Source organism: Streptomyces lavendulae subsp. lavendulae (assembly GCF_002803845.1).
Lineage (GTDB): Bacteria > Actinomycetota > Actinomycetes > Streptomycetales > Streptomycetaceae > Streptomyces > Streptomyces lavendulae.
Map to the genome: position 1 here is coordinate 8,509,013 of NZ_CP024985.1, position 24,039 is coordinate 8,533,051.

At 68.2% G+C, this 24,039-nt stretch carries 21 protein-coding genes and 5 pseudogenes; 16 read left to right on the forward strand and 10 right to left on the reverse strand.

Going from position 1 to position 24,039, the window contains the following annotated elements:
- The first annotated feature begins 481 nt into the window (after nucleotides 1–481).
- The 3 genes and pseudogenes from SLAV_RS38590 (at nucleotide 482) to SLAV_RS38600 (ending at nucleotide 1,974) form a co-directional block, all read left to right on the forward strand.
- Complete coding sequence (locus tag SLAV_RS38590; protein WP_158741081.1) at nucleotides 482–859, forward strand: hypothetical protein; 378 nt, start codon at nucleotides 482–484, stop codon at nucleotides 857–859.
- Nucleotides 860–937: 78 nt separating this feature from the next.
- Nucleotides 938–1,309: pseudogene (locus tag SLAV_RS38595) on the forward strand (helix-turn-helix domain-containing protein); the annotation flags it as partial.
- Nucleotides 1,310–1,653: 344 nt separating this feature from the next.
- On the forward strand, nucleotides 1,654–1,974 hold the full coding sequence (locus SLAV_RS38600; RefSeq protein ID WP_030242206.1) for a GYD domain-containing protein: 321 nt from the start codon (nucleotides 1,654–1,656) through the stop codon (nucleotides 1,972–1,974).
- 18 nt (nucleotides 1,975–1,992) lie between these two features.
- On the opposite strand, the gene SLAV_RS43795 is transcribed toward SLAV_RS38600, so the two are convergent.
- Together SLAV_RS43795 and SLAV_RS38610 are read right to left on the reverse strand one after the other, a co-directional pair.
- A complete protein-coding gene (locus SLAV_RS43795) occupies nucleotides 1,993–2,253 on the reverse strand; it encodes a hypothetical protein (protein ID WP_030242204.1) in 261 nt (86 codons plus the stop codon).
- A 173-nt stretch (nucleotides 2,254–2,426) separates the two neighbouring features.
- Nucleotides 2,427–3,122: a helix-turn-helix domain-containing protein gene (locus SLAV_RS38610; protein ID WP_158741079.1), complete on the reverse strand. Its 696-nt coding sequence runs from the start codon at nucleotides 3,120–3,122 to the stop codon at nucleotides 2,427–2,429.
- 227 nt (nucleotides 3,123–3,349) lie between these two features.
- On the opposite strand from SLAV_RS38610, the gene SLAV_RS43800 reads away from it, so the two are divergent.
- Nucleotides 3,350–3,568 carry a DUF6461 domain-containing protein gene (locus SLAV_RS43800; protein WP_425276241.1) on the forward strand — a complete coding sequence of 73 codons (219 nt, stop codon included), beginning with the start codon at nucleotides 3,350–3,352 and terminating at the stop codon, nucleotides 3,566–3,568.
- Nucleotides 3,569–3,761: 193 nt separating this feature from the next.
- On the opposite strand, the pseudogene SLAV_RS38615 reads toward SLAV_RS43800, so the two are convergent.
- A pseudogene (locus tag SLAV_RS38615) lies at nucleotides 3,762–4,643 on the reverse strand (IS5 family transposase).
- 158 nt (nucleotides 4,644–4,801) lie between these two features.
- Between SLAV_RS38615 and SLAV_RS38620 the strand changes: the two are divergent.
- Nucleotides 4,802–5,896: a hypothetical protein gene (locus tag SLAV_RS38620; protein ID WP_030242091.1), complete on the forward strand. Its 1,095-nt coding sequence runs from the start codon at nucleotides 4,802–4,804 to the stop codon at nucleotides 5,894–5,896.
- Between the two features lie 116 nt (nucleotides 5,897–6,012).
- On the opposite strand, the gene SLAV_RS38625 is transcribed toward SLAV_RS38620, so the two are convergent.
- Nucleotides 6,013–7,557, reverse strand: coding sequence for an ISL3 family transposase (locus SLAV_RS38625; protein WP_063760394.1), 1,545 nt, complete (start codon nucleotides 7,555–7,557; stop codon nucleotides 6,013–6,015).
- A 1,440-nt stretch (nucleotides 7,558–8,997) separates the two neighbouring features.
- Between SLAV_RS38625 and SLAV_RS38630 the strand changes: the two are divergent.
- Nucleotides 8,998–9,333, forward strand: a pseudogene (locus SLAV_RS38630) (transposase); the annotation flags it as partial.
- A 67-nt stretch (nucleotides 9,334–9,400) separates the two neighbouring features.
- On the opposite strand, the gene SLAV_RS38635 reads toward SLAV_RS38630, so the two are convergent.
- Nucleotides 9,401–10,240 (reverse strand): pentapeptide repeat-containing protein, encoded by an 840-nt coding sequence (locus tag SLAV_RS38635; RefSeq protein ID WP_234333991.1) that lies wholly within the window; start codon nucleotides 10,238–10,240, stop codon nucleotides 9,401–9,403.
- Between the two features lie 81 nt (nucleotides 10,241–10,321).
- Here SLAV_RS38635 and SLAV_RS38640 point away from each other — a divergent pair.
- Nucleotides 10,322–11,244 (forward strand): IS5 family transposase gene (locus SLAV_RS38640; protein WP_425276216.1). Its coding sequence is split into 2 segments (ribosomal slippage): nucleotides 10,322–10,697 and nucleotides 10,697–11,244, totalling 924 coding nucleotides; the frame shifts between segments, so codons are not numbered across the junction.
- Here the strand turns inward: SLAV_RS38640 and SLAV_RS38645 are convergent.
- A complete protein-coding gene (locus SLAV_RS38645; RefSeq protein ID WP_030240065.1) occupies nucleotides 11,241–12,446 on the reverse strand; it encodes an alpha/beta hydrolase family protein in 1,206 nt (401 codons plus the stop codon). The two genes, SLAV_RS38640 and SLAV_RS38645, sit on opposite strands and share 4 nt — an antisense overlap.
- A 142-nt stretch (nucleotides 12,447–12,588) precedes the next feature.
- On the opposite strand from SLAV_RS38645, the gene SLAV_RS38650 reads away from it, so the two are divergent.
- The 3 genes from SLAV_RS38650 to SLAV_RS38660 are packed head-to-tail and all read left to right on the forward strand — an operon-like array spanning nucleotide 12,589 to nucleotide 15,152.
- Nucleotides 12,589–13,785 (forward strand): sensor histidine kinase, encoded by a 1,197-nt coding sequence (locus SLAV_RS38650; protein WP_199922235.1) that lies wholly within the window; start codon nucleotides 12,589–12,591, stop codon nucleotides 13,783–13,785.
- Complete coding sequence (locus tag SLAV_RS38655) at nucleotides 13,782–14,459, forward strand: response regulator (RefSeq protein WP_030240062.1); 678 nt, start codon at nucleotides 13,782–13,784, stop codon at nucleotides 14,457–14,459. Before SLAV_RS38650 ends, SLAV_RS38655 begins: the two co-directional genes overlap by 4 nt.
- 42 nt (nucleotides 14,460–14,501) lie before the next feature.
- On the forward strand, nucleotides 14,502–15,152 hold the full coding sequence (locus SLAV_RS38660) for a hypothetical protein (RefSeq protein ID WP_234333906.1): 651 nt from the start codon (nucleotides 14,502–14,504) through the stop codon (nucleotides 15,150–15,152).
- A 91-nt stretch (nucleotides 15,153–15,243) separates the two neighbouring features.
- Here the strand turns inward: SLAV_RS38660 and SLAV_RS38665 are convergent.
- Nucleotides 15,244–16,493, reverse strand: a pseudogene (locus SLAV_RS38665) (IS256 family transposase).
- A 183-nt stretch (nucleotides 16,494–16,676) separates the two neighbouring features.
- On the opposite strand from SLAV_RS38665, the gene SLAV_RS38670 reads away from it, so the two are divergent.
- Nucleotides 16,677–17,345, forward strand: a complete 669-nt coding sequence (locus tag SLAV_RS38670; RefSeq protein WP_158740956.1) for a hypothetical protein — start codon at nucleotides 16,677–16,679, stop codon at nucleotides 17,343–17,345.
- Nucleotides 17,346–18,078: 733 nt separating this feature from the next.
- Here SLAV_RS38670 and SLAV_RS38675 read toward each other — a convergent pair.
- Nucleotides 18,079–18,441 carry a hypothetical protein gene (locus SLAV_RS38675; protein ID WP_030240054.1) on the reverse strand — a complete coding sequence of 121 codons (363 nt, stop codon included), beginning with the start codon at nucleotides 18,439–18,441 and terminating at the stop codon, nucleotides 18,079–18,081.
- Between the two features lie 624 nt (nucleotides 18,442–19,065).
- Entirely contained in the window at nucleotides 19,066–19,266 is a 201-nt protein-coding gene (locus SLAV_RS38680) for a hypothetical protein (RefSeq protein WP_159038048.1), read from the reverse strand.
- Between the two features lie 342 nt (nucleotides 19,267–19,608).
- On the opposite strand from SLAV_RS38680, the gene SLAV_RS38685 reads away from it, so the two are divergent.
- Nucleotides 19,609–20,343 (forward strand): helix-turn-helix domain-containing protein, encoded by a 735-nt coding sequence (locus tag SLAV_RS38685; RefSeq protein ID WP_158740952.1) that lies wholly within the window; start codon nucleotides 19,609–19,611, stop codon nucleotides 20,341–20,343.
- Nucleotides 20,344–20,648: 305 nt separating this feature from the next.
- Here the strand turns inward: SLAV_RS38685 and SLAV_RS38690 are convergent.
- Nucleotides 20,649–21,086 (reverse strand): annotated as a pseudogene (locus tag SLAV_RS38690) (IS5/IS1182 family transposase); the annotation flags it as partial.
- A gap of 169 nt (nucleotides 21,087–21,255) precedes the next feature.
- Here SLAV_RS38690 and SLAV_RS40685 point away from each other — a divergent pair.
- The 4 genes from SLAV_RS40685 to SLAV_RS38705 all read left to right on the forward strand — a co-directional run bounded on the left by SLAV_RS40685 (nucleotide 21,256) and on the right by SLAV_RS38705 (nucleotide 23,609).
- Nucleotides 21,256–21,702: a PadR family transcriptional regulator gene (locus SLAV_RS40685; protein ID WP_106979792.1), complete on the forward strand. Its 447-nt coding sequence runs from the start codon at nucleotides 21,256–21,258 to the stop codon at nucleotides 21,700–21,702.
- An 18-nt stretch (nucleotides 21,703–21,720) separates the two neighbouring features.
- Complete coding sequence (locus tag SLAV_RS38700; RefSeq protein WP_030240041.1) at nucleotides 21,721–22,374, forward strand: hypothetical protein; 654 nt, start codon at nucleotides 21,721–21,723, stop codon at nucleotides 22,372–22,374.
- On the forward strand, nucleotides 22,371–23,099 hold the full coding sequence (locus SLAV_RS41380; RefSeq protein ID WP_158740950.1) for a hypothetical protein: 729 nt from the start codon (nucleotides 22,371–22,373) through the stop codon (nucleotides 23,097–23,099). Before SLAV_RS38700 ends, SLAV_RS41380 begins: the two co-directional genes overlap by 4 nt.
- Before the next feature lie 198 nt (nucleotides 23,100–23,297).
- On the forward strand, nucleotides 23,298–23,609 hold the full coding sequence (locus SLAV_RS38705) for a hypothetical protein (RefSeq protein WP_030240039.1): 312 nt from the start codon (nucleotides 23,298–23,300) through the stop codon (nucleotides 23,607–23,609).
- Nucleotides 23,610–24,039: the final 430 nt, after the last annotated feature.

A 24,039-nucleotide genomic window follows, 5' to 3' on the forward strand; every position in this document is an offset into this window, starting at 1 on the left:
GGGAAGCACGAGGCGCGAGGAGGTGCCCGAGTCAGCACGCTGGACCTGAGGCCCAGATGGCAGCAAACCGAACCGGCGCGCGCCCGATGATCGGCACAGCCGTACAACGAATCAGTCCCCCATAGCGGCACTGGCCCCCCGGCCGCCACTGACACACGCGAGGGTGCATCCCGGTTGGGGCTGCCACCCATGTGGTGATCACCCTACCCACGGTTAACGTGGCTGGGCCACGCTTATTCGGACAGATGTGCGGGATCTTGGTAGGAGGTCATGGCCTGCTTCGGCTGCTGGATTTCCTGTTGCTGAACTTCTCACCGGGCAAAGCGCGGTGGGTGCACACCCAGCCCATGCCAGTGATGGTGTGCAGTGGCGTTTCGCCAGTGAATGTCGCTTCCCGTCCGGGTGAACCTCGTGCCTGAGGCCTGTCGCTTGGTGGGTGGGGGTCGGTAAAACCGGCCTCGCGATGATCATGATGCGGGCTGTGACCTTGGCCGCCGCGGCTCTCGCCTTCTCGTTTCCCGCCTCCGCTGTGTACGCGGTCGAACAGCCGGCCGCGGTGCCGCAGTTGCTGCCGATAGGGGTCGCGGTCGGCGCGCTCCCGCTCGCTGTTGAGGACCGGACGGGCTATCAGCGTACGAGCTTCAAGCACTGGAACGTGGGCGCGAACCCCACGGACGGCTGCAACACCCGTGCCGAGGTGCTGATCGCTGAGGCGGTGGTGACGCCGGGGGTCGGTCCGGGGTGCACGCTGGCGGGCGGGGTGTGGTGGTCGTACTACGGCGAGCGGGAGATGACCCCGGCCGGGGCACTGGACATCGACCACGTGGTCCCGCTCGCGGAAGCGTGGGACAGCAAGTAGTAGTGCTTTGTTACTGACTTTGAAGTCGGGTTGTCGTGGGGGGCTGACGATCGGTGATCGTCGCGGTATGCCAGGTGTATGAGGTATCCGCAGGGTGGGGGTCTGACCGCGGAGAGGCAAGCGTTCCGCGAGCGGGTCCGGATGGAAGCGGTCGCGATGTTCGCCGCGGGGCGGGGCAGCGGCGAGGTTGCAAAGGAGTTAGGGGTCAGCGTCCGGTCGGTCCAGCGGTGGCGGCAGGCCTGGAGGGCGGCCGGCCGGGACGGGGTTCGTTCCCGAGGCCCGGCGTCCCGGCCGAAGCTGAGCGAGACCCTGTTCGCCGTGCTTGAGGAGGAGCTTGCCAAGGGCCCGGTCGCGCACGGCTGGCCGGACCAGCGGTGGACGCTGGCCAGGATCAAAACCCTGATCGGCCGCAGGTTCCACGAGTCCATGACGCTGTCGGGCATCTCCCGAGCGCCGCCGCGGTGTTTCCACAGGGGCTTTTTGGCAGCTCCGCTGTTCGGTCAGGAACAGGTGGGTGGCGGTGACGAGGGTGACGTGGCGGTGCCATCCGATGAATGAGGAGGCCGGAGGAGATACGCGAGAAACCCGCCACTTGGTAGCCGGCAGTCACAGCTTGCGGGGCAGCCTGTCGAGACGGTATGCGATGATCGTGGACTCCGAGGCGGGTGGTGCGGCCCGGCGAGGGCAGGTCTGTGCGGCCGTTTGGGCGTCTCCCGGTGGTCGGCGCGGTGCGCGCTGCCAGATCGTAGGGATGGCGCCGTGCCCGCGACGCTTTCGCAAGACGGGAGACCGAGATGCCGAAGTACCTGGTCCAGGCCAGCTACACCGCTCAGGGCGCTGGGGGATTGCTCTCCGACGGGGGCACAGGCCGGGTGGAGGCGGTCCGTAGGGTGGTCGCCTCCTGTGGTGGCACTCTGGAGTGGCTGGCTTTCGCCTTCGGTGAGACGGACCTGTACTGCGTGATCGAGCTGCCGGACGATGAGTCGATGGCGGGCGTCTCGATGACAGTCCGGGCCAGCGGCGCCCTGCAGTCCAGCGTGGTGCGGCTGCTCACCCCAGAGCAGATCGACACGGCGGCCCGGCTGACGGTCGACTTCCGGGCGCCCGGTACCTGACCCGCTTCCAGGCCGGGGCTACGCCGCCCCGGGCCGCACAACGAATCGGTATTCTCCCTGGTCTTCGGGCCACTGCGCGATCAGCCAGACCAGCGGGATCGTGCCGTCGCAGGCGGGTTGGGGACGCCGCCCCGCGAGGCGGACCCGCAGCAGCACGAAGTGCGAGCTCATCGCCGCTCTGGAGCCCTTGCGCCAGGTCACGGCCCGGCCCCGGCGTCCCGCGGCCAGCATGTGCTCGCGCAAGGAGAGCGGACGGGTGCGGGAGCCCTGTGGTCGCATGATCCAGCTGGTGATCCTGCGTGGGCTGGGGATGTCGGCTCGGACGGGTTCGGCGGTGCCGACGCGGAGGGCGGCGAGGTGTTTGCGGACGACTTGGCGGCTTCCTTGGTACCCCGTTGACGGATCTTCAGGAAGAGGCGACTGCCGCTGACCTGGCCGAGGCTCTCGGTGAATCATGTGTTCAGGTACGGCTTGAACGGCTCCAGCACTCCTGCCGGGCGGCGTTCGTGGGCGGAAGCCAGGAGCTGGTCGAGGTCGGTGTCGCGGAACCGTCGGACGGTCTTGCGGTCGAGGTTCAGCCGACGGGCGATCGCACTGATCGTCCAGCCGGCCGCGACGAGTTTGTGCACGTCGGCGTGGCGTTGGCAGGTCCGTTCGAGGATCTGTGTCCGCGGCAGCTGATGCAGCGGGAGCTGCATCAGCGTGGGCGCCTCGGATATCCCTGCGGTCTCTTCGTCAGCGCGTTCACGCAGGCAGGCGGCGAAGGTCTCCGAGGTCCGGTCGGGCAGGACGTCCACGGCCCGGTCGGCCTTGACCAGGAGAGTTCCATAGGTGCGGCCCTTGCGGAAGGCGAACTCGTCGACACCGAGGGCCCGCGGCGACCGCTCCGGCGCCGTCGCAGGACCCAGGAGTTCCAACATCCGGGTCCGGGCCGCGACGAGGTGCATCCGGCGGCACAGCCGTTCGCCAGCCCGGCCGCCGAGCTCAACCCCGACCTGCCGCAGCCAGCCCTTCAGCCCAAGGCTCGAACGGCGATACCGCTTGCTCAGCCCGCTGACCTGCTCGACGAACGTCCGCCGCCGACACGTGGGCCGGTCACACAAGAGCCGCCGGACCCGCGGCCTGACCAGCAGCTTCTTCCCCGTCAAGGGTCGCTCGGCGGCGTCGCTCTAGCAGGAGTGGACCCTCCCGGCCCAGGCACGGCACTCCGGGCATCTGGGCGGCGGACCGTACGCGGCTGCCACCACGACCAAGGCCTCCGCCGTGAACTCCACGGCCTCCGAGCGCACATCGACGTCCGGGAACAGCACATCATCCAGCGAGCGGACCCTCACCAGCCAGACATGCCCTGCCGAAACGTTCCCGCACGCGAACCCTGACCTGGGAATCACGAAACTTCGGGCAGAGCCAAAATTCGGGATCGGCATCAGGCTTAAGGGACGGAGATCCTGGCGTCGATACCGAGGCAGCGGTCCTCGCTCTGGCAGAGCGCCTCACAGGCGTAGGGGTGACCGAGAAGCTACTGGCGGAGGACGAGTACCAGGGGGAGTCCCGGAGAGGAACCCGCCAAGGAGTGAGAGAGCGTCACCACTGACGTCACGGAACGCCCACGGTGACCGGACATCCGTACAGGCGTGATGAGATCAGCCCGCCCGATGTTTCTGTCCGCAGACAGTCGGCGCCCGCGATGTCGGACGGCGTCCAGAACGCCGCGCTCATGTTCGGATGCGCGATCCGTATCGCAGCCCGGGAGGGCGCGTCTTTTGTCCGCGGACTAGGGTCCGTCTTCAAATTGATCTTGCCCAGAGCAGAAGTGATGCGAGTGTGACCGCTGCTTCGTAGGAGGTGGCGGTTTTCTCGTAGCGGGTGGCGATGCCGCGGAAGCCTTTGAGTTGGCTGAAGCAGCGTTCGACGGTGTTGCGGCGGCGGTGGATCCTGCTGTCGAATGCTGTCGGTCGGCCACCTCGGCGGCCTCGGTTGCGGCGGTGCATCTTCTGGTCGTTCTTCTCCGGGATGGTGTGTCCGATGCCGCGTCGTCGCAGTTAGGCGCGGAAGCCGCGTGAGCTGTAGGCCTTGTCGGCGATGACGTGGTCCGGTCGGCAGCGGGGCCGGCCGGGGCCGGTGCGGGGTACTCGGATGCGTCCGGGCAGAGGCCTCACGCAGACGCCGTCATGCCGTTGCCCCGGGGTCAGCAGGACGGCCAGGGGCCGACCGCGGCCGTCGCAGGCGAGAGGGATTTCGGCAGTCAGGCCTCCTCGGGATCGGCCGAGGGCGTGATCGTCCGGTTCGTCCGTCCGGTGCTTCCCCCTTTTTCGGCCGGTGGCGGCGGCGTGCTGGTGGGCGCGGACAATGGTGGAGTCGATCTGGACCAGCCAATCGATGTCACCGGCTGCGTCGGCCTGGGCCTGGATCTGCTGCAGTGCCCGGGTGAACACACCGTCGATGGCATAGCGGCGGAAGCGCGTGTAGACCGACTTCCACGGGCCGTAACGTTCCGGCAGGTCACGCCAGGAAACCCCGGTCCGGATCTTGTAGACCATCCCGTTGATCACCCGACGGTCCTCCGCCCGAGGCCGGCCCCTGCCCGCACTCGGTATCAGCGGAGCCAGCAACTCCCACTCGACATCAGTCAGTTCATGGCGACGAATCACGAAAACATGATCCACCATCGAACGATCTTTTGAAGACGGACCCTAGAGCGCGCCGAGGATTCGAACGGTGATGCTCAGCGTCGTGGCTGTGCTTCGGCCCCACAGCGAATTGAAAACACGTTGGCCGGTCTGCCACGGAGCTGCGACGATGCCCCTGTTTCCCGAGGGGAGGACGTTTGTTCGTTTTCGTGTGTGTGCGGTGTGGCTCCAAGCTGACCGCCCCGTTGTCCCAGGTCGCCCTGCCGGCCCACGCTCGCCAGAAGTACGGGAACGGGCTTCAGCTCCCGGTGCTCATGGAATCGGGGACGTTCGCCGTGGAACTGGAGCCCTGGGGGCCGCCGTGGCGAAGGTGGGAGGAGATCGATCCGGACGAGGCGGCTGCCCGCGGCATCTACGCGCCGGTCCACGCCCTGTCCGACGGCGTGTCCGGCGCGGTTGTCATCGCACCGGGAGACACCCGCGGCGCCGTGCTGATCCCGGAGAAGCGCGGCGGCGCCTGCTGCGGCTTCGACGGGGGTGACGGCCCCAACATGGCCTGCGCGGCCTGCAGTCTTCCCGTGGCGAGCAGGATCGACGACTGCTCGCTCTGGCAGGCCGTGTGGCTCGCCCCGAACGCCGTGCGCCGCCTTCCCGTCGAAGGCGCCGACCCCGGACCGCTGTCCTGGGCGGACCTGCTCGCGGAGGGGGATGGCGTGCCCCCGTCCGAGCCAATCCCCCCGTGGGGAGAGCCGTTCCGGGCGAGCGACCGATGGCACTGGAGCCCCCAGTGGGTGGCGGCGGCCGGGCAGGCGCTCGCCCACCTCCTGGTGGCCTCCGACGGCCGGGCGGTAGCCGTGCCGGACGGCCTGACCGCCAAGATGTTCCAACGCGCCCTCGACACCCTGCTGCCGGCCGGCGGGCCGAGGCGGCGCGCCGTCCTGGCCGGACCGGGACAGCCGGCCCACGACGGCGCCGACATCCTCCTCGTGCCGTCCCACCCGCAGACCGGGAAGGCATGGACCCCTGCCACTCCGGCGCGCTTGGTCCCGTTGCCGTTCGGGGTGTGGCTCCGGCTGGTCTTCCCCGAGCCGCAACTGCCCGTCCCCTCATCGGGTCCAATACCCGACGGCGTCCTTCGCGACGACCCGCCCACGCCAAACGTCCATGACATGTTCCGGATCGACTGGGGAGTCTTCCAACGAACCCTGGCCCGGCTGCCGGCCGTCCGCGCCCCGTGGCTACGCCAGATCCACGACAACCTCACGCAGCACATGCGCACCGGCCTCCTTTAGCGGAGTGACAGGTGCCAGTACCGATCGAACAGCGCCGGACAGCGGTGCCTCCCGAAGTGGCGGTTCTGGCTCAACTTTTGGGCTCTGTCGCTAATTTGGGGGTAGCGGCCTCTTGATCATGGTGAGAGCAGGATGCGGCGCCGTAGGAGATCGAAGTTGGCGCGGCCGTACATCTGTCTCTTCAGTAGCTTGATCCGGGTGACGTTGCCCTCGACTGCTCCGGACGTGTAGGTCGTGGTGAGGACGGCCTGGATGGCCGCGCGGTCGCGTCGCATGCCGTTGGCCAGAGTTCGGAGCTCTTGTTGCCCGTCGAGGCGGACATCGGCGATCCAGACATCGAGGGCGAGGTGTTCGCTGTGGCGGTCGCGGACCATGAGTGCCAGGCGGCGTGCGTACTCGACGGTCGTCGCCAGCACGTGGTTCCGCTCGCACAGCTCGTCGAGACCCTTTCGCTCAGCATCGGTGAGGTGCTCGGGGCGTCGCATGATCCAGTCGGTGACCCTGCGGACGGTCAGGTGGGGCAAGGGGGCGGTGGTCGGGATCGCGCCGTTGCGGTAGGGCTTCAGGTGCCGGCGGACGGTGTTGACGTCGCCGCGGTAGCCCAGCCGCTGGATTTCCCGGGCGAGCGCGGAAGCGCTGGTGCAGCCTTCCATCCAGCGATGGTGCAGGTAGAGGCGGTAGTCGTCGATCAGGGTGGGTCGGTGGATGGCTGCGAGGAGAAGTTCATCTACTTCTGCGGTGCGTGCGAAGCGGTTGACCGTGCCGCGGCTGAGCTGGAGGTCGCGTGCGATGGCGCGAAGGCTGTCGCCGCGTTCGATGCGTTCGTGGATCTGTTGGTGGCGTTCGCGGGTGCGGGCGACCAGAGGCCGTGGCCGTCCGTGGATGTCCAGCTCTGCGCGGTCGCGGCCTTCAGAGGCCGGGCCCTCGTCGCTCCGGTCGTCGTGGGAGGTGAGGGGTTGTCGCAGGTCGGAGCGATGCCGCCCGATGACGCGTTCGACTGCTTGTGCCAGGTTGTTCAGGAGGTGCCAGGCATCGGCTACCTGCCTGGCCTGCGGGGCGCCGGTCTGGGCCCCGTCGCGGTAGGAGCCGGCACGGTCGCGGCAGATGATCCGGACCTCAGGATGGTTGCGCAGCCAGGACGCGAAGGTGGCTGCGGCCCGGTCGGCCAGGACGTCGATCGGGCGGTGGGTTGCCATGTCGATGAGGATCGTCGCGTAGGTCCGTCCCCTTCGAACGGCGAACTCGTCGACGCCGAGATGCGGCACTGGTCCCGATGAGGGGAGCGGAAGAGCTCGGATCAGCCGGAGCACAGTGTCCTTGCAGGTGTCGATGGTCATGCGCTGGACCAGGCGAGTTCCTGGCCGGCCGCCCAGGAACAGGGCCACGTCGGTGAGCTGGGCGGTGAGAGCGTCCGTGCGGCGTGCATGGCGATGCGTCAGGGCCGGTATCTGTTCGGCAAACGTCCGACGGGGACAGTGCTCGTTCCCGCACACGAGTCGACGCACTCGTAGCTCGATCCGCACACGCCGACCAGCGACCGGACGATCTGCCAGAGTCCGCTGGTAGTAGCAGTGCACTCTCGAAGATCTTCGCCCGCATCCGGAACAGGCCGCGGCCACGGCCCCTGACCGCACGGCGACCCGGACCTCCGCATCCGTCATCACCAGCTGGTCGACCTCCACCGCGATACCCGGCAGAAGAAGATCCGAGACCTGAACCCCACCCGTCACATCGGATAGTTGCCCAACTTCCCCCAAATTAGCGACAGAGCCCAGAAGTTGAGCCAGAACCCGTTCTCATGAACAAAGCCACGGTGGACTCCGACACCCTGATTGACCGCTGGTATGTGCACCGCATCCGCTTGGACAGCGAAGGCACCGCCCGCCGGGTCCGGATCGGCACTGAGGCGTTCGCCCGGCCCACCGAGTGGTTCGCCCTGGACGAATGCGAGATCACCGACCGGGGCCTGTCCACCCCGGCGGTCGAGCGGATCGTCCAGGCCAGGAGCGCGCCCCCTTCCACCCGGTGGACTCCGGGCAAGAAGCAGGAGGAGTCGGCGCAGGACGTGCAGGCGCACGAGCCGAGGCGCCGGCTGCTGTACGCCCGCCGGACCGTGTCCACCGACCTGACGGAAGAGGTGTGCCGCGAGATCACCGAGTTGGCCGGGGTGAGCCCGCAGCTTCAGCGCCGGCTGGACGCCGCCCGGCGCAGCGCCCTGGCCTCGGTGGAGAAGGAGACGGAGGCCCGTCGGGAGCTGTTCGCCCGTCTGAATCAGGCCGTGGCCGCTCAGAAGACCGGGAGCATCAAGGCGCTCCTGGCGGAGATCAAGGCGGGCACCCGGGGCCGCCGAACCGAGGAGGAAGAACGCACGGTCCGCGAGGCCGCCGCCTACCTGGCCGCGCTCGAGGCGGCCAAGCTCGCGCGCCTGGACACGCTCCTGGAGGACATCAGCCGTCTTCCGGCGAATGAGGATCCGCGGCGTCTGCGGTCCAAGGTCGAGCAGTTACTCCAGGTAGCCGCCGAGGCCGGCAAGCTCGGGGAGCACCGGCAGACTCAGCTCATCCTGTGGAGTACGCGCCTTCGGTGTCTGCCCTTTCCGCCCCGGCTGGCCAAGCCGTTCAAGCCGCAAGAACGTGTGCCGCTGCACCAGCAGGTCGGCCGCGCGTACTGGACCACGAGGCCGTGCTCCCAGTGCGGGGCTGACCGCGGCCAGCAGTGCGTGGTCGACGGGGGACCGCATGCCGGCCGCGTACGGCAACTACCGCACGTCGACCGGCTGCGGCCCGTCATCGCCGAACTCCAGGAACAGCAGAAGAAGCACGAGGCGGTCCGGACCGTGTGGCTGGCGTACGACGTGCCCTGCCCCACTGCGGTCAGGAGGCCGGCGCCTGGTGCCTCACACCCGGCGAACCCCACTCCGCGCGCTCCAAGCAGGCCAGGAAGCTCACCGCGCAGCAAGAGCCCTACCTCTGAGCTTGACGTTTTTGGTCCGCCCCCGAACGGGGCTCGAACTTGTTCGGGGTTTGCCCTGTTCATGGCGTGTCCGCAGGGCTGGAGGCTGATCCTGCGAGGAGAGGTCGGCGCGGCATGGAGGCCGCATCGTGGAACAGGTCGAGCACGAGGTTCAACGAGACGCGTTCAGGACGGTGACAGCGTTCCGTACCGAGCTGTACACGTCTCTTCTCGCCCGGGGGGACGCCCTCTTCGAGCTGTGCGATCCCCTGTTGTGCACCGACGGCCCGGTCCGCACGCTCGTGGACCTGGCCCTCGCACCCGAGCACCGTCGGGGACACGGCGCCCTCTACGCCGGGCTGAACCAAGGCCGGATCGACGTCGCCCGACTCCGCCGTGCCTTGGTCGGGGTCCCGTTGCCCCGGGCCGCCGACGGGCGCCTGGTGCTCGCGGTGGACGTGTCGCCGTGGCTGCGGCCGGCCGCCGGGTCTGTCTTCCCACATGCCGAGATTGCCGAAGTAGGCGTGCCATTAACGAACGTGTCACCAGGCTTCAAGGATTCGGCCTGGGCAGCTGGCCCGGCAGGAGCAGTCCTGCGGGTAGGGCGGTTAGGAGGCCGTCGTCGAGGGATGGAGGCCGCGACCAGGTTGCCGCGTCTCTCAGGTCGACGACACCGCCATCGAACTGTGCCGTACGGAATGTCACCGTGGCACCGGAGAACTTGGCGCGGTCGAAGTTCACGGCGCCGCTGGAGAACTTGGCGCGGTCGAAGTTCACGGTACCGCTGGAGAACTTGGCTCCGTAGAAGCTCACCTTCCCGCTGGAGAACGTGGCGCCGTAGAAGCCCACCTCGCTGCCGGAGAACTTGGCGCGGTCGAAGTTCACCACGTCGCTGGAGAAGGTGGCTTCACGGAAGTTCACCGAGCCGCCGGAGAAGGTGGCTCCACGGAAGTTCACCGAGCCGCCGGAGAAGGTGGCTCCACGGAAGAGCACCTCGCTGCCGGAGAACGTGGAACCGTAGAAGCCCAGCGAACCGCCGGAGAAGGTGGCACCGTAGAAGCTCACCAGGCCGCTGGAGAAAGTGGCTCCGGTGAAGCGCACCTTGTCACCGGAGAACGTGGCGTTGGAGAAGTCGCCGCCATCGAACACGGCGCCGGTGAAGTCGAGGTCGTATCCGCTCCAGGACGTCTCTTGTGGGGTGGCGGTTAGGAGGTGGTCACGGATTGTCCGGATGACAGTGAGGCGGACTTCGCGGTTGGCTTGGCCGTTGGAATCTCCGTCGGCTGGTGTGCCCTCTGCGAGGATTCCTGGGTAGGGCATGCGCAGGTAGGCGCAGAGAACGTCGATACAGGTTTGTCGGCGTTCGGTCCAATCGTCGGCGAGCCCGGCCATGGCGTGGACCCCGGCTAGGCAGTGTCTGATGGCTCTTGCCTGGGATGGTGGATCTATCCCTGTTCTGGGCAGGGGTCTGGCATGGTGCGTCGGCATGAACTGACGAATGCTCAGTGGGAGCGCATAGCTCCGCTGCTGCCGGAGACCGGGAACCCGGGTGGGCGGTGGGCTGATCACCGTACCGTGGTCAACGGTGTGTTCTACCGGACGCGGACAGGGATTCCGTGGCGTGACCTGCCTGAACGCTACGGAACCTGGCAGACGGTCTACGAACGCCACCGCCGGTGGTCGGCCGACGGCACCTGGTCGAAGATCCTGCGCGCTCTGCAGGCCAGCGCCGACTCCACCGCCCAGGACGCGGACGGCTCGTGGGCAGTCAACGCCGACTCCACCACCTGCCGGGCCCACCAGCACGCAGCCGGAGCCCGGCACGCTCCTCCGGCCGACCATCCTGAAAAGGGGGTGGCGCGCGTGTGGACGGAGATGGCCGTGAGGCCCTGGGACGCTCCCGGGGCGGGCTGACCAGCAAGGTCCACCTGCTGACGGATGACCGCTGCCGGCCCCTGGCCTGGCTGACCTCGCCCGGTCAGCGTGGGGACAGCCCGATGTTCATCCCGCTCATGCAGGCCCTGAACGTGGCCCGCACCGGGCCAGGACGTCCGCGGACCCGGCCGGACCGGGCCCGCGGCGACAAGGCCTACTCAAGCCGCGCCAACCGCGTCTACCTGCGCAAACGCGGGATCAAAGCAACCATCGCCCAGCCGGACGACCAGCGTGCGAACCGCCGCCGCCTTGGTCGGGCCGGCGGCCGCCCACCGGCCTTCGACCGTGAGCAGTACCGCCGGCGCAACACCGTCGAACGCTGCATCAGCAAGCTGAAACAGCACCGGGACGTCGCGACTCGGTACGACAAACGCGACTACATCTTCCACGGCACCCTGGCCACCGCAGCCATCGTGATCTGGCTCCGCGACCTCACCAAAGAGCCATCAGACACTGCCTAGTGCTGGAAGAGTACTTCCGGATTGTTCGGCGAGGGGCCGTCCAGCAGCGGACTGTGGATCCCCTTCAGCGTCTGGTCGAAGAACGCTGTCACGTACTCGCGGGTGATCACCAGCCCGCGTTCCGGGGAGAGGCCCTGCGTCGGGAACCCGGCCTGCTTCTTAAGCAGGTCCAGGTCGCTGAAGTTGAAGTGGTCGGCGTCGGTGACCGTCAGCCACTCCTTGTAGCCGCCGAGGGCGGCCCATGCCTGCTCCCACGTGGTGTTGTGGCCGCCGGCCGAGTGGTTTTCGGCCGTGCCCAGCATGAGGAACGGCCGGTTGATCTGGCCTGGCATCGGGGTCGGGTGGAAGGTGCCGTCCATGTTCACTCCGGCCCGTACTCGCGGGTCGGCGATCATCGTGGCGGCGGCCGACGCTCCGCCGAGGGAGTGTCCGGCCATGCCGATCTGGTGCTTGTCGATGAGGTGTGCCAGGCGCCACGCGGTATTGCCGTGCGTCAACTGGTCGATCACGAAGGACACGTCCGTCGCGCGGCTGGCGACGACGGAGTCGAGGTTGAGCGCCGGGTTGTCGCAGATCGCGCACGGCGGCGTCTGGCCGTTCGCCAGCGTCTCGCCGCTGTCCTCGTTGGTGTGGCCGACGAGCGCGACGACGTAGCCGTGGCTGGCCAGGTCGGTCGCGAGCGCGGTGAGCGTCATGCGCGGGTTCTCGTGCGCGGCTGAGAGGACCACCAGCGGATACTTGCCCCTCTGCGGCCGCGCGCCGTCGAAGGCGTGGGTGGTGACGCTGGAAAGGGTCTGCGGGGTGACGCCGGAGCTCGCCGGCGTCTTCTGGCGCTGGAGGATTCCGGCTGCCTCGCCGAGGGTCATGTAAGGGGCCGGAGTCCCGGTCCCGGGGACGGCCGGGTAGATCATCGTGACGGTCAGTTGGCGGGGGCCGGATGATGGCACCCACGGGTCGGGACGGTTCGCGTCGGTGAGGTGGATGACCTCCTTGCCGGCGGCGTAGGGGCCGGTCGGCGCGGGGAGGGTGCCTTGGAAGGACCGTGTGGGCGCGGTGGCCGTGGCCGGTGCGGTGTCGAACGCGTGCGTGGCCACCGGTGTGGCCGACGGTGTGGTCGTGGCGGCGAACCCGGTGCCGGTTCCGGTGACGAGGGCGGCGAGCGCCAGCGCCGCGACAGCGCTGATACGGCGATTGCGTTTCATGGGATCGACGCTAGGTTCCGCAGCTCCTCCGTCGCGTCGGCCGGTGGATGTCACCGTTCCCCAGGCCGTCGGCCCGGGGGTGTACCCCGCGTACATCCCCGGGGCGACGCGCGGAGCCGACGCCGCTGAATACGATCTCCGTATGGAAGAGCTTCTCCAGCGTCTCTCGACATCGAAGCGCGTGACCTGGCTGACGGACCGGGCCGTGGTACTGGCCACCGCCTGCTTCTACGCGCTGATGCTCTGCTGGTCGATCCGTCGTGGTCCCGGCCTGTTCCGGTTTCCCGGCCTCGGGCCCTTCCAGATGATGGGTCTGTGCGTCGTGCTCGCCCTTCCGGTTCTGCTGATGCGCCGTCTGCCGGCGGCGGTCTTCGCGGCGATCCTGGGCGAATCGGTCCTCGGCGACCTCTTCGGCGTGCGGCCCTTGATCGTGTTCGTCCTGCTCGTCTTCTTGGGCGGGCACCTCGCCGTCCGGCGGCCGAAGGCTGCCGCCGTCGGCTCCGTCGCGGCCGTCGCGGCCGCGTTCGTCGAGAACATCCACGTCTACCCCGGGGAGACCGTCAGCGACGCGGCCCAGTGGGCCGGGCAGTTCGCGTTGTGGTTCGCGGTCGCGTGGGTCTTCGGGGGGGTGTATCGCAAACGCCGTGAGTACCTCGGAGCCTTGCATGAGCAGAGGGCGGCCCGCGCCGTCATGGCCGAGCGGCTGCGGATCGCCCGCGAACTGCACGACAGCGTCGCGCACAGCATCGGGATCATCACGGTGCTGTCGGGAGCGGCGGCTCGGGTCGTGGAGACCAAGCCCGAGCAGACGCGGCAGGCTCTGACCGGCATCGAGTCCACCAGCCGCCAGACGCTGCTCGAGCTGCAGCGCATGCTCGGAGCGCTACGCCGCGCCGAGCCGGACGACGCCATGCCGGGGGCCGCTCCGCTGGCGCCGGCCGGCAGCCTGGCGGATATCCCGCGGCTCGCCGAACGCACGGCCGACGCCGGGGTGCGGGTCCACGTGGCCTGGCGGGGCGAGCGGCGTCCGCTGCCGCCGGAGATCGAGCTGTCGGCGTTTCGGATCGTCCAGGAGTCGGTGACGAACGTGGTGCGGCATTCCGGTGCGCGGACGTGCCGGGTCGCGGTGGGATACGAGCCGACAGGATTGAGGATCGAGGTGGTGGACGACGGGGACGACAGTCCCGGGCCCGGCCGTCCGAGGCCCTCGGCAACGGCCGGCGGGAGCGGCTTCGGCCTGCTCGGCATGCGCGAGCGGGTGACGTTGCTGTCCGGCCAGTTCAGCGCGGGCCGACGTCCGGAGGGCGGATTCCGGGTGGCTGCGAGGCTCCCGGCATGAGCGTGCGAGTACTGCTGGTCGATGACCAGCCGCTGATGCTGGTCGGGCTCGGGATCCTGATCGGCGACACCGCCGACCTGGAGGTGGTCGGGGAGGCCGGCGACGGCGTCGAGGCTGTGCGCCTGGTGCGCGAGCTGCGGCCGGACGTCGTGGTGATGGACATCCGGATGCCGGGCATGGACGGGATCGAGGCGACCCGGCAGGCGACCGCCGAGCCGGACCCGCCCAAGGTGCTGGTGCTGACGACCTTCGACGACGACGAGTACGTCTACGGCGCACTGCGCGCCGGCGCCAGCGGATTCCTGCTCAAGAGCATGGCCCTGGACGCGATCCTGGACGCGATCCGCGTGGTGGCGGCCGGTGACGCGTTGCTCGCGCCGAGCGTCACCCGACGGCTGATCGCCGACTTCGCCGGAACCTCCGCCACCCCCGCACCGGCCACCGAGCCCGCCGCGGACTCAAGTCTCGTCGCTGGGATCACCGACCGGGAGCGCGAGGTGCTGGCACTGGTCGGACAGGGACTGTCGAACGGTGAGATAGCCGAGCGGTTGGTGATCAGCGCGGCGACGGCGAAGACCCATGTCGCGCGTCTGTTCGCCAAGCTCGAGGCCCGGGACCGCGTCCACCTGGCGATCATCGCCTACGAGAACGGACTCACGCCGGGCAGACGGTAGGGCAGGGTGGAGAAAGAGCAATAGTCAAGACCTGTGAACGAGATGACGTGCGAGCAGGCTGCGGCACCCACCGAGTTCGATCCTATGCTGACGGTCGTGCAGGTACTGGGTGTGAGCAATGAGGACGAGATGGTCGCCTGCTTCTTGAGCGGCGAGCTGTCTAGCCAGAGGTTCGGCCAGAACCTCCGGTCCCATCTGGCGGTAGCCGGGCAGGCAGAGCAGTTGCTGACGCATCCGGACCTCTCCGACGCTGGAGCGAACTTCGCACGTCGCGCTCTGCTGGCCGCGACGCGCGGATACGGCGAGAACCGTGACCTGTTCGAGAACTTCCCCGCTCACGTCACGTGGACCAGGGCACTCCTGTCCACCGACGAGGCGGCCGACGTGCGGTACCTCGACAATCCCTACTGGGTCGAACTGTCGGGTGGCAGCCGCCGGCCGGCCGACGCGGCCGCACGCATCAAGGCAGGGCTACGGGCGTTCGACGTGCCCAACGAACCGTTCGTCGACGCGGCCCACGCGTTCATCAGAGGTGAACGATTTCCTCCGCTCATCCTCGTCGGAGAGAGGCAGGACAACCTGGTCTGCCTTGAGGGCCACCTGCGCCTGACCGCCTACGCCCTCGCCGGCTTCCCGGCCGACATCGAGTGCCTGATCGGCACCGCGCCGGCCATGGGACGCTGGGCGCGGTAGTCCAGTCGCGCCAAGCTCTCGCCGCCCCAAATCAGCCTGACTGAGGATAGGCCAGCTCAGCCATGGGTCGGCTGGTGGCTCCTTCAGCCAATCAGGCTGCCTGCTCCTCGCGTTCGACGAGGACGCCGTTCTCGAACCGTGCCCCGGCGCGGACCAGGGGCACCAGATGGGCACCGGTGATCGCACGCCATCGAGCCTGAGCTGACTCGACCAGCTTGAACACCATCGCGAGCGCGGCCGCCGGGCTGCCCGCACCTCGCGTGACCTTGGTCCGGAGCTTGACCGTCGAGAACGTCGACTCGATCGGGTTCGTAGTCCGCAGGTGGATCCAATGCTCGGCCGGGAAGTCGTAGAACACCAGGAGTTCCTCCCGGTCGCCGGTATTTTCGCGACGGCCTTGGGGAACTTGGCGCCGTAGGTCTTCGCGAACGCCTCGATCGCCTTCTCCGCGTGGCCGCGGTCCTCCGCGTTGTAGATCTCCTGCATCGCCTTCGTCGCCCCGGGCTGCGCGGACTTGGGCAGGCAGTTCGTGACGTTGCGGGATTTGTGGACCCAGCACCTCTGCGGCCGTGCGGCCGGGAACACTTCGGCGAGCGCCCGCCACAGGCCCATCGCGCCGTCGCCGACCACCAGCTCGGGGTCACGCATGCCGCGTCGGCGGCAGTCTCGCAGCAGGTCGGCCCACGACTCGGTGGACTCCCGCAGGCCCTCGGCCAGGGCGATGAGTTCCTTGGTGCCGTCCAAACGGACCCCGAGCAGGACCAGGACGCACGAGTGCGCCTGGCCGAGGCGGACCTTGGGGTGCACGCCGTCGGCCCACACGTAGACGAAGTCGCGGTCGGACAGGTCCCGGGCCTGGAAGGCGGCGTGATCGTCGCTCCACTGCCTGGTCAGCCGTGTCACGGTGGCGGGCGACAGGCCGGCGGTGCCGCCGAGAAACTGCTCCAGAGCGGGCACGAAGTCCCCGGACGACAATCCGTGCAGGTAGAGCAGCGGCAGGACCTCGGAGATCTTCGGCGACTTGCGGCACCACGGAGCCAGGATCTTCGAGGAGAACCGCTTGCGCTCGCCCGTCACTTCATCGACGCGGCGGTCGTTCACCCGCGGTGCCCTGACCGCGACCGGGCCGGCCGCGGTGACCACGGTCCGGATCTGATGGTGGCCGTTGCGGACCACGAGACGTCGGCCGGCAGAATCGGTCTCGGCAGCCAACTCGGCTATGTACTGGTTGACTTCCTCCTCCAGCGCGGCGGCGAGCATCCGGCGGGCGCCCTCACGGACGATTTCGTCGATCAGGGAGCCGGACTGGGTCGAGCCGTCGTCGGTGACTACGCTGAGCACGCGCGTGCCTTCCCAACCCGCGCTGCAACGCGGGCCTATTCGGAGACCATCAAAGGATCATTCGGGAAGGTACGCCCTTCGCGTTCCCTCGCCGATCCACAGGTTCCGAGCATTGCTCTCCTGGGGTTCATCGCAGTCGATCGGTATCAGGATTGGCAGAACGCTCGGGGCCCGGCGGTGCGCTTGGACGATGCATACGTCCAACCAGGGGATGAGTCGAAGAGCGTCGCTTTCAGAGGCGCGATGACGCCGTCTGCCGAAACCATCAGCCAGCTGTCGGAGCGACAGAACTTCAAGTCGTGGGTACAGGAGACCGGTGCGGTCGGCTTGGCAGACATCCAGTCGCTCGTGATCACGTTGGGCGGCTACGACGAGAAGAACGAGGCGAGCGTGACCGGCGCGGAGCTAGTCGACAAGCACTGCGAGCCGGCGCTACGGGGCACTCTCTTCGAGAGCCCCGGGGGAGGAGGGGGAAGCCCCATTCCCAATGTCCGTTTCGACCTCGACAAACCCGTCGTCTCCCCGAAGGCCTTCGCAAAAAAGGAGTACAAACTGAAGAAGGGCGAACAGCAAACCTTCGTGATCGAGACCACCACGAAGAACCAGGCTTGCGAGTTCAGAGTCCTCTTCCACGTCCGCGTAGGCACGAAGACGACCACCGTTACTGCGGACGACGCTGGCCGACCGTTCAAGGTGACATCCCGGCTTCCGTACGAGCAGTACCAGGTGCTCTACGTGGGAGGTATCTATTGCAGCGGCCCCCTTCCCTACTACCGTCAGGACCCGAAGCTGTTCGCGGTCGGCCGCCAGTGCAGCAAGGCCGGCGTGACGGAGGGGCAGACGACTCCTTGATGCGATCAGGCTCGTCTCTCCCCCCTACGGGGAAGATCAGAACGACCAGTAGCGGGAGCGGTCAGCCGGTGGTGGGCTGACTCGGGATGCGGCCGGAGGCGCGGATCTCCTGTAGGTCAGGGATGCTCCCCTGGGCACCTGGCCCCACTTCTGGCGGCCCCCAGTTTGCCTCCATCTCAGCGCTGGCGTCGGGCGTGCCCTCGCCTGAGGGTGCTGCGAGACTGCGCCGATGAGCATCATGCGCCGCCCTCTCGGGCACGGGCCGGTCCCTCGCAACGACGTCCAGGAGGAGCGTGCGGTCCGCGGGCGCACCGCCGCTGAGCGGGCCGCTGAGGAGACTCTCCAGCAGCGGTCCGCTCCGCCTGCGGATCCCGGGGCCGTGTCTGCCCGATGCATCCTCGGAGTCGGTCCCGGGTCCTGATCACAGGCCCGGAGAACGCCGCTCAGCAGCGGTTGACCCTGTTGGGGCTAACAGGTCTACCCCTTCCCGGACACGCGGTTCAGCAGCCGCGGGAGGTCCCACCGGCGGCCGGACAGCCGTCTCCCGGGGAGAACGATCATCACATCGGGTACCCGGGGTACCCGCTTCGCCCGCTGCCCTCCGCCCGCCCGTCATCCGTCCCGCACACCGCTGTTCGGCTTCTGCGAGCGCCGATCCTGCGGGTGGATATGCGTATCCACTGCCGTATCCACCCTGGCAACGCCCGATATCCAGCGGCCGCCGCCGGAGTTGTCAGCGGCGCTTCGCGTATCGCGCGGCCTGGCGGTCGACGGCGGGGTCGCCGGCGGTGAACGGCTGGACGCGCAGGAGTCCGCCGGTGCCCGGGTCGGGTCCTCCAGGCGGGAGCAGTCCGACGTCCTGGGCGACGCCGTCGGCCCATCGCCCGTCCGGGCCGGGGCGGCCCTGCAGCTGGCGGACGACCGGCTCGGTGCCCAGGTACAGCACACGGCGCCGCGCCTGTCCGTACGCCCGCAGGATCCGCCGGATCGCGCTCGGGGTCTTCGCGGTGAGCTCCACCTCGACGGCGCCCAGGGTGCCGCCGGGCAGTACCAGGACCAGGTCCGGCCAGTGCAGCGCCCGGGGGCCGACCGGCACCGCGAACGTCTCCCCGCGCCGGGTCCAGGGGCCACGGGCAGGCCCAGGTCCTCCAGGAGCTCCTGGGCGCCGCCGTCAACGGCCTCCGCGCTGCGGATCTCCCGCTCGGTGAGCACGGTGTGCCCCTTCGCCTCCAGGGCGAGCCCGACGTCCGCGACGGCCAGGCGGTGCAGCAGCCGCTCCCCGGGCCAGCGCGGCGCCCTCAGCGTGGTGGCGGCATGCCGGACTCCGTGCTCGCTGGTCCACACGGTGGTGCCCGCCCACGGGGCCTCCGCGGAGCGGTGCAGCAGTCCGGCCTCGGTCATCAGCCGGGCCCGGGTCCGGGTGGTCTCCACCTGGCCGCGCCAGCATGCCGTGGCCGCCTGCCGAAGGTCAGCGTGCTGTACCGCGTGGCCGGGGTGAGCAGCTGCTCGTCTTCCTCGGTGCGCACCCAGCCGTCCCCGCGCAGCTCCCCAGTGCCCCGGTTCCGCCGTCGGTGCTCGGCTCGCCTCCGGTAGGGGCATGACCCAGATACGCCAGAAACCCGCCACGGGATGATCTTGCAGACCGGAGGTGCCTGGCCTCGGTGATACGGAACCGCAACGGCCCGCCGGATGCCGACGGGCCCGTCACGAAAGATCGAGATTAGTACCCGACGTACAGGTCCCAGTCCCAGAGCGACGGCTGGCAGCTGTATATCTTCCACATCCTGGCCGACTGCCCCTGCTTCCCCACCGCCACGCACTCGGACTGCGTCCAGAAGTCGTCATAGAACACCATCTCGCCCATGACGCTGGCGGATGCCGCCTTGGGCGTACTTGTCGTGACCGCCTGGGCGGGTGCCACGGTCCCAACCGCAAGCATCGCCCCAAGGACAGTGCCAGCCAGGATACGTCCGATACGCATAGCTGCTCCTTTCATGTGCCCTCGGCGAGGGCGGCGTGTGTCCAGATTGCTCTGGAGCTCGGGCGGTGGCCTTGTACAAAGGCGCACTCCTTCAAGAGAGTCGACTGACGCGCGCACCGGCACTGGTCGCAGACGGAGGTTGAAACGTCCATGGAGTCGACGAACAGGGGCGAGTATGTGGAGCGTCGCGCCTCGGAGCGATTACGGGCTCAGGTCGTGATGTACAGAGGTCATCGCACTGCAGGGCGGGGACCGGTCAGGCTCACTCTTCCCTCGGCCACCGTGACGTTGATCCTGGGCTGGGGAGATCCCCTGCAGTTGTTCCACGAGGCCCGGAGCGCTCCGGAGTCGCGTGCGACGTGGCATGCGATGCTCGCCGGTCTGCGGACCTCGTCCGTGAAGGGTGGCTACCCGGGGGTAGCGGAGGCGGTTGAGGTGGAATTCACTCCGCTCGGCGCGTACATGTGCCTGGGGTTGCCGCTGCACCACCTGGCCAACGACCACGTACACCCGGATGAAGTGTTGGGTACCGGCTGGTCAGCCAGGCTCACTGAGCAGCTCATTGCGACGCCGGACTGGGAAGGGCGCTGGGCTGTCATCGAGAACGCCCTTGCGCGGCGGATGGTGGACGCTCCGCCGCCCTCGCCAGTCGTTGCCGAGGCATGGAGCCAGCTGCGCGCCTGTCACGGGCAGCTCTCGGCCAAAGATCTGGCTGCCACCACGGGCCGCGGCAGCCGGCGGCTGCAGGTGCTCTTCCGCGAGCAGATCGGACTGCCACCGCAATCCGTCAGCCGGATCCTGCGATTTCAACGGGCGCTCACCTTGCCGCCCGAAGCCTGCCGATCACTGGCTGACCGGGCGACTCTGTGTGGCTACTACGACCAGGCGCACATGAACCGTGACTTCCGCGACCTGGTGGGACTCACCCCCGCACAGCTTTGCGTTCTCGCAGAGAGTGCCGTTTCCCGAGGCAATGCTCCTATCGACGGACGGCTGGCCAATGTCTTCTGTCACTGAAGCTGCCACCCAGCGGCCCAGGAGGTCGGCCCGTGCGGAGTTCAAGGTGCACAGCCGAACAGCGATCGACCGCGCGTGAGCGTATGACGCGTCCAGGGCTACATGCTGCGCGGTAGCGCCGTGCCCGCGGTCTACCGTGCACGCTGCCAGCCCTTCGACGGCACCCCCAACTCGCAATGCTCCGCCGGGTCCTCAATGACGACTCCTTGCCCCTGCGGGCCAGGGTCGCCGCCGCCCTCGTTCGGTGACGCGGTTCTCGTACTCGCGGCGCGCCTTGCGCTAAGAGGTCGTTTTCACCCGATATTTCATCCCGGAATCGGGTGTTCTGTGGTCTTCTTCGGGTCGCGCCAGGAGATGGTGTTCTCGCCGGTGAGCCGGCGGGCCATGAGGTCGGTCATGGCAATGTGGATGACGGCTTCGGAGCGGGTGGGCAGGGTTTCGTAGTCGCGGGCCAGGCGGCGGTGGAGCATGAGCCAGCCGTAGGTCCGCTCGACCGCCCACCGTTTGGGTATGGGGCTGAATCCCCTGGTCCCGGGCTTGCGGGCGGTGATCTCCATGTCGATGCCGAGTCTGGCGGCATGCTCAACGAGGTGCTGGCGGTAACCGCCGTCGACCCACACCTTGCGGATCCGGGGGTGTTCGGCGGCGACCTGGTCGAGCAGTGAGGTGCCGGCAACGGAGTCCTGCACACTCGCCGCGGTGACCAACACTGCGAGGAGAAGGCCGAGTGTGTCGGTGACGATGCCAGAGGCCCAAACCCGCGATGTCAACGCCTACCGTTCCGGAATCTCATCCTCAGCCTCCTCTTCCGCCACAGGCATGCACGGCGCACACTTCGAAACAGAGGTCGATTTCCGGGTATCCCGCAATAGATACCGCAAGCGACCTTAAGCCATTCGAAAGGACCCGTACATGACTAAAACGACCAGCCAGAAGCAGCGTCACCGCACGGCCCCCGCGGTCGGTGTCGCATCCGTGGCGCCTAAGGGTGAAAGCAGCCGCTTTGTGATCACGAGCCAGGCATGCTCCATCCTCGACGCCTTCCTCCAAGACCCCGAGCGGCCGCGGTACGGCCTGGAACTGATGAAGATCACGGGCCTGAGCTCCGGGACTACGTACCCGGTGATCTACAGGTTCGAGCGTGCGGGGTGGTTGACCGCGGCGCCGGAACCGATCGACCCGCAGAAGGCAGGAAGGAGCCGCCGCCGCAGCTTCAAGATCACCCCGGAGGGGATCCGGGGAGCCCAGATCGCGATGACGGAGCTGCGCCATGAGGCAGCTCTCCGCGGTGCCGACCAGCGGCGCAAGGCGTCGGCGATCCCGCCGATCCCCGGATACACAGCCGGCGCAACCGGCTGATCATCTAAGGAGACACACATGGTGCCGTTCCATGCCGAGGTGGCCCCCACCTCCGCCTCCATGGCCCACACGCAGATGACCATGGTCGAGAAGATGAGTGACACGCTCCTCGGCGTGGACCGGCCCGCCTGGGTTGCCGCCGTCGTGGTCGGCGTCGCCCTCCTCGTGGCCGGGATTGTCTTTAAGTGGATCAGGGCGAAAACCTATCGGAAGGCCGGCCGCCTTCCGGTGCTCATCCTCTACGGAGCCCGACTCTTCATGCAGCGCGAGGATTGGGAACGGTCCTACACCGAGGACTGGTGTCCGGACGTGGAGAAGATCATGGAGGGGCCTACGCCGACCTGGGCGTCGCGTTTCCGTAGGTATGCGGAGGCCGTCACCTTCGCACTGTCCCTGGCCGTGAAAGGCTCCCGCCTTGCCGACCAGATCTTCACTGAGCGCCCTCCCGTGACGGTCCGAGCGATGAAGGCCATCGCCGCACTGATCCGCTTTGACGGGTTCAAGGTGGCGGTCATCCTGCTCTTGACGGCGGGTGTCGGAGCGGGCGTCACCGCGATGATCGACATGCCCATGTCCGTTCTCACGCGCATCGCGATGGGTGCGGGGATCAGCCTGAGCCTCGGGTGCATCTGCCTGCTGTCCCTCCGACTCCGGTGGCGCCAGCGCAGGTGACGGTCGATCGCGGTTCTTTCCGATATTGCGAGGTGCTGGGACATGACTCCCGGCACCTCTTCTTTGTCTTCCCGGCCTCCATCCGTGGCGATGACTGTTCGGAGCCCGAAACGGCTGCCGCGTCCCTGGTCGGGTGTCGGCGGGTGGTAGGCACGGTTCGTGTCCTCGTACCGCTGGGCCTGGCGGGCGGCCTCGGCGGCCTGGGCCTGGGTGGCGCGGGCTTGTCGGGCAGCGTCGGTGCGCTGCTTGATCTCGGTGGCCTTCTGCGCGTCGGTGAGGCCGGACCGCGTGACGGCTTCCTCGCGCAGTCCGCTGGCCTTCTGCATGGCCTTGGCCTGCTTGCCGCGCTGGGCTTCGGCCTGCTGGGTCAGGTACGCGCACCGCTCGGTGTCGGCCTTCTCCAGGCGCTCCCGGAACGCGGGCAGGGCGGCACGGTAGTCGGCGAGGGTCTTGACGACGGTGGCCGGGTAGACGGGTCGTCGACCATTGCGGCCTCGTCGATGACCAGGACGCCGACTCCGGCCAGGCCGCGGCCGCCAGCTGCCGATCCAACGCAGGTCGTTCGCGGCGGCGAGTCGGTACTCGACCTGGGAATCGACGCTCTGGTCGCAGCCGCAGTTCTCGGCGAGCCGGTACTCGACCTGCTCAGGCGCGCGGATCGGCGTCGCGTACCCCACCCCGGCCCGCCCCCTTTTGCTGTAGTTCGTCCGCCGAGCGAACCATGATCACGTATCGGAGATACCGGGAGTACTTCTATTTGTGATCTTGTGGTCCATGAGGGTACCTCCAGATTGGCGGGTGTCGGGTGTGTCGGACGACGTCAGAACGTCAGCGAGAGACGACACGAGATGTCAGTGGTCGGCGACATGAGGTGCGTCAGTAGTCGGTGACGGCTCGGAGAGCATCCGGAGGCTGTACGCGACGTGATCGGGCAGGACGTCGATGATGTCGCCGCGCGTGACCATATCGGCGGTGGCGAGGTCTTCGAGGGCCTGCCGCTGGGCGGCGTCGCCGGGGGCGATTCCGCCGCCGATCCAGACCCGCAGGAGAACCTCTGCTTCGAGGGGCTGGATCGGGCCGCGGACGGATGCGTGCGGCTTCGTCCGGCCGGTGACGGCGCCGGCCTGGTCGGGCCGGAGGATGTCGAGCCGCGGGGCGGCGGTGTACCCGTCGGGCGCTCCCGGGCCAGGCCGACGTCGACCACGAGCCTGACCGTCGCGAACATGGCGTCCTAAAGGACGTACCCGCCGATCTCTTCCCGGATCCCCACCGGCAACTGCTCCCACCACTCGGTCCGCGCCTGTTTCCTCATCACGCAGAGCCTGCCTTCCCTATGGCCGGGGTGTTCACGAAGCCTCTGGCCAACCTTGTATGCACCTGCCAGAAATCATGTCCCGCGTCGCGGTGTAGTTTGACGATGGTCACCAGAATCGTTCGCCTGCGCGGTTTGCGTTGAGGTGGTACGAGTGATCCGCGGCGGGGCCACACTGACCGGGGACGGAATGGGCAGCAGACGGCACAGGGCATCGAGTTCGGGGGACCGGGGAGTCCGCATGGAGACGGTTGCCTGGAAGCACGAGGAGACGCGGACGAGCTTTAAGCGGTACTGGTGCTTTGCGTGGCTTTGGCTGGGCGGTGGTGCGGTCGGGACCGTCGTTAGCCCGT